The 2,846-nt window shown below is 78.0% G+C and carries 2 protein-coding genes and 1 pseudogene; all 3 read left to right on the top strand.

Going from position 1 to position 2,846, the window contains the following annotated elements; genetic code table 11:
- Positions 1-51 precede the first annotated feature (51 nt).
- Positions 52-1,017 (top strand): MBL fold metallo-hydrolase, encoded by a 966-nt coding sequence (locus tag ACFU6K_RS35770; protein WP_380670320.1) that lies wholly within the window; start codon positions 52-54, stop codon positions 1,015-1,017.
- A 16-nt stretch (positions 1,018-1,033) separates the two neighbouring features.
- Positions 1,034-1,976: pseudogene (locus ACFU6K_RS35765) on the top strand (NTP transferase domain-containing protein).
- 20 nt (positions 1,977-1,996) lie between these two features.
- Positions 1,997-2,846 (top strand): molybdopterin molybdotransferase MoeA (locus tag ACFU6K_RS35760; RefSeq protein ID WP_380670318.1); only part of this gene is annotated, 850 nt, incomplete at its 3' end.

Raw genomic sequence — 2,846 nt, 5'->3', positions numbered from 1 at the left:
CCCATGCTGTAGGGCGCAGGGAATCCGACCGCCGACCAGAGGGAGCAGCCCGTGACGACGTCCCCGTCCGAGGAGAGCGCCGGCGCGGAGCGTGCCCAGGCCCGGCCGGCCGCGGGCGCGGTGCCGCCCGAGCCCGGGCAGCCGGCCCGGCCGCTGGAGGTCGCCGTCTTCACCGGCCCCGAGTCGGCCTTCTTCGCCACCTCGACACTGATCCTCGGCGAGCGGACCGCGATCCTGGTGGACGCCCAGCTGACCCGCAGCGCCGGGCGCCAGCTGGCCGAGTGGGTCGCGGGCAAGGGCAGACGGCTGCTCGCCGTCGTCGTCACCCACCAGCACCCGGACCACTACTTCGGCGCCGAGGAGGTGCTGCGGCTCTTCCCCGACGCGCAGCTGCTGGCCGCCCCGGCCGTGGTCGAGGGCATCCGGCGCACCGTCGCCGCCAAGGTCGCGCAGTGGAAGCCGGTGTACGGCGACGACATCCCGGACCACCCGCTGATCCCCGCCCCGCTGCTGCCGCAGCCGCTGATGCTGGACCGCCAGGTGATCCCCGTGCTGCTGCTCGGCCAGGCCGACTGCGGGGACTCCACGGTCGTCCACGTGCCGAGCATCCGCACCGTGATCGCCGGGGACTTCGTCCACAACGGCACCCACGTCTGGACCGCCGACACCACCCCGGCCCAGCGCACCACCTGGGGGCACAACCTCGGCCGGATCGCCGACCTCGGCGCGGACCGGGTGATCGCCGGCCACCGGGCCCCGGACCAGGGCGACGACGCCGCCCGGGTGCTGGCCTTCACCGGCGAGTACCTCCAGGACTTCGACCGGCTGCTGGCCGAGCACCCGGACGACCCGGAGGCGCTGGTCACGGCGATGAACGAGCGGTACGGGGAGCTGACCCTGCCGTCCTTCCTGCAACTGGGCGCGGCGGCCAACACCGCCCGTGCGGCCGAGGCCGCGGCCGAGGCGGCGGGGGAGGACCGGGAGTCCGAGGAGGACGGCGGACCCGGGCAGGCGTAGGGCGGATACTGGCCGCATGACGCCGTACGACGTGATCGTCCCGGCGGGCGGGGCCGCCCGGCGCCTCGGCGGGGCCGACAAGCCCGGGCTGACGGTCGGCGGGACCACCCTGCTCGACCGGGTGCTCGCCGCCTGCGCGGGCGCCCGCACCACCGTCGTGGTCGGCCCGGTCCGGCCGACCGCGCGCGGCGGCGTCCACTGGACGAGGGAGCGGCCGCCCGGCGGCGGGCCGGTCGCCGCCGTCGCGGCCGGGCTCGACCTGGTCACCGCGGACACCGTGCTGCTGCTCGCCGCCGACCTGCCCTTCCTGGACCGGCGGACGGTGGACCGGCTGGTCGCCGCCCTCGACCGGGCCGGGGCGCACGGGGACGCCGCCGTACTCGTCGACGCGGGCGGCCGCGACCAGCCGCTCGCCGCCGCCTACCGCACCGCCCCGCTGCGCGCCGCGCTGGCCGCCCTCGGCGATCCGGCCGACCAGCCGCTGCGCCGCCTGGTCGGCGGGCTGCCCCGGCTGCGGGTGGCCGACACCGACAACGTCGCCTACGACTGCGACACCTGGGAGGACCTGGAGCAGGCCCGCGAGCGCGACCGGACCTGAGGCTCACCGCCCCGGCCGGCGACGTGTGAGCGAAACGACGCGCCCCGCACACGGGGCGAACACTTCGGGGAAACCACCGATCAGGCAGCATGGGCGCATGGAGCGCACGCTGGATGACTGGATCGCCGAGGTCAAGGCCGACCTGGGCATCGACCTGGACGTCGACGTCCACGGTCTGCTCGACACGGCCCGGGTGGTCGCGCACGGGGTGGCCCGGCCGGCCGCGCCGCTGACCGCCTTCCTGATCGGCTACGCGGCCGCCCAGCGGGGCGGCGGGGCGGAGGCCGTCGCCGAGGCGGCCCGGCGGACCGAGGCCCTCGCCGAGGGCTGGGGCCCCGCCGACCGGCCGGGCGAGTCGTGAGCGCGGTCGGACAGCCGACCGTGGCCGCACCGTCCACCGGTCCCGGCGTGCTGAGCTGGCCCCGCGCCCGGGAGACCGCGCGCCGGGCCGGGCTGCGCCCGCTGCCCGGAGTCCCCGTCCCGCTGGCCGAGGCGCTCGGCCGCACCCTCGCGGAGCCGCTCGGCGCGCTGACCGACCTGCCCGCCTTCGACACCTCCGCGATGGACGGCTGGGCGGTCGCCGGTCCCGGCCCGTGGCGGGTCGCCGGCCGGGTGCTGGCCGGACCGGCCGAAGCGGCGCCGCTGGCCGACGGCGCCGCCGTGGAGATCGCCACCGGCGCCCAACTGCCGCCCGGAGCAACCGCCGTACTGCGCCGTGAGCACGGGCGGACGGACGGCGCGCTGCTGCACGACCGCGGCCCGCAGCCGCTGACCACCGGTCAGGACGTCCGTCCGCGCGGCCAGGAGTGCCGCCTGGGTGAGGAGTTGCTGCCGTCCGGCACCCCGGTCGGGCCGGCGGTGCTCGGCCTGGCCGCCGCCTGCGGCCACGACCGGCTGCCGGTCCGCCGCCGTCCGGAAGTCCAACTGCTCGTCCTGGGGGACGAGTTGCTCACCGCCGGGGTGCCCGGGCCGGGCCTGGTCCGGGACGCGCTCGGGCCGCTGCTGCCGCCCTGGCTGCGGGCCGCCGGCGCCGGGACGGCCGAGGTCGGGTACGTCCGGGACGACTTCGGGCTGCTCCGGGAAGCGCTGCGGCACTCCACCGCGGATCTCGTGGTCACCACCGGCGGAACGGCCGCCGGACCGGTCGACTTCCTGCACCGGGCGCTCGCCGAGGCCGGCGCCCGGCTGCTGGTGGACGGCGTCGCCGTCCGGCCGGGGCACCCCATGCTGC

This window comes from Kitasatospora sp. NPDC057512 (assembly GCF_042802135.1).
GTDB lineage: Bacteria > Actinomycetota > Actinomycetes > Streptomycetales > Streptomycetaceae > Kitasatospora.
This window is presented reverse-complemented; position numbering and strand designations above follow the sequence as displayed.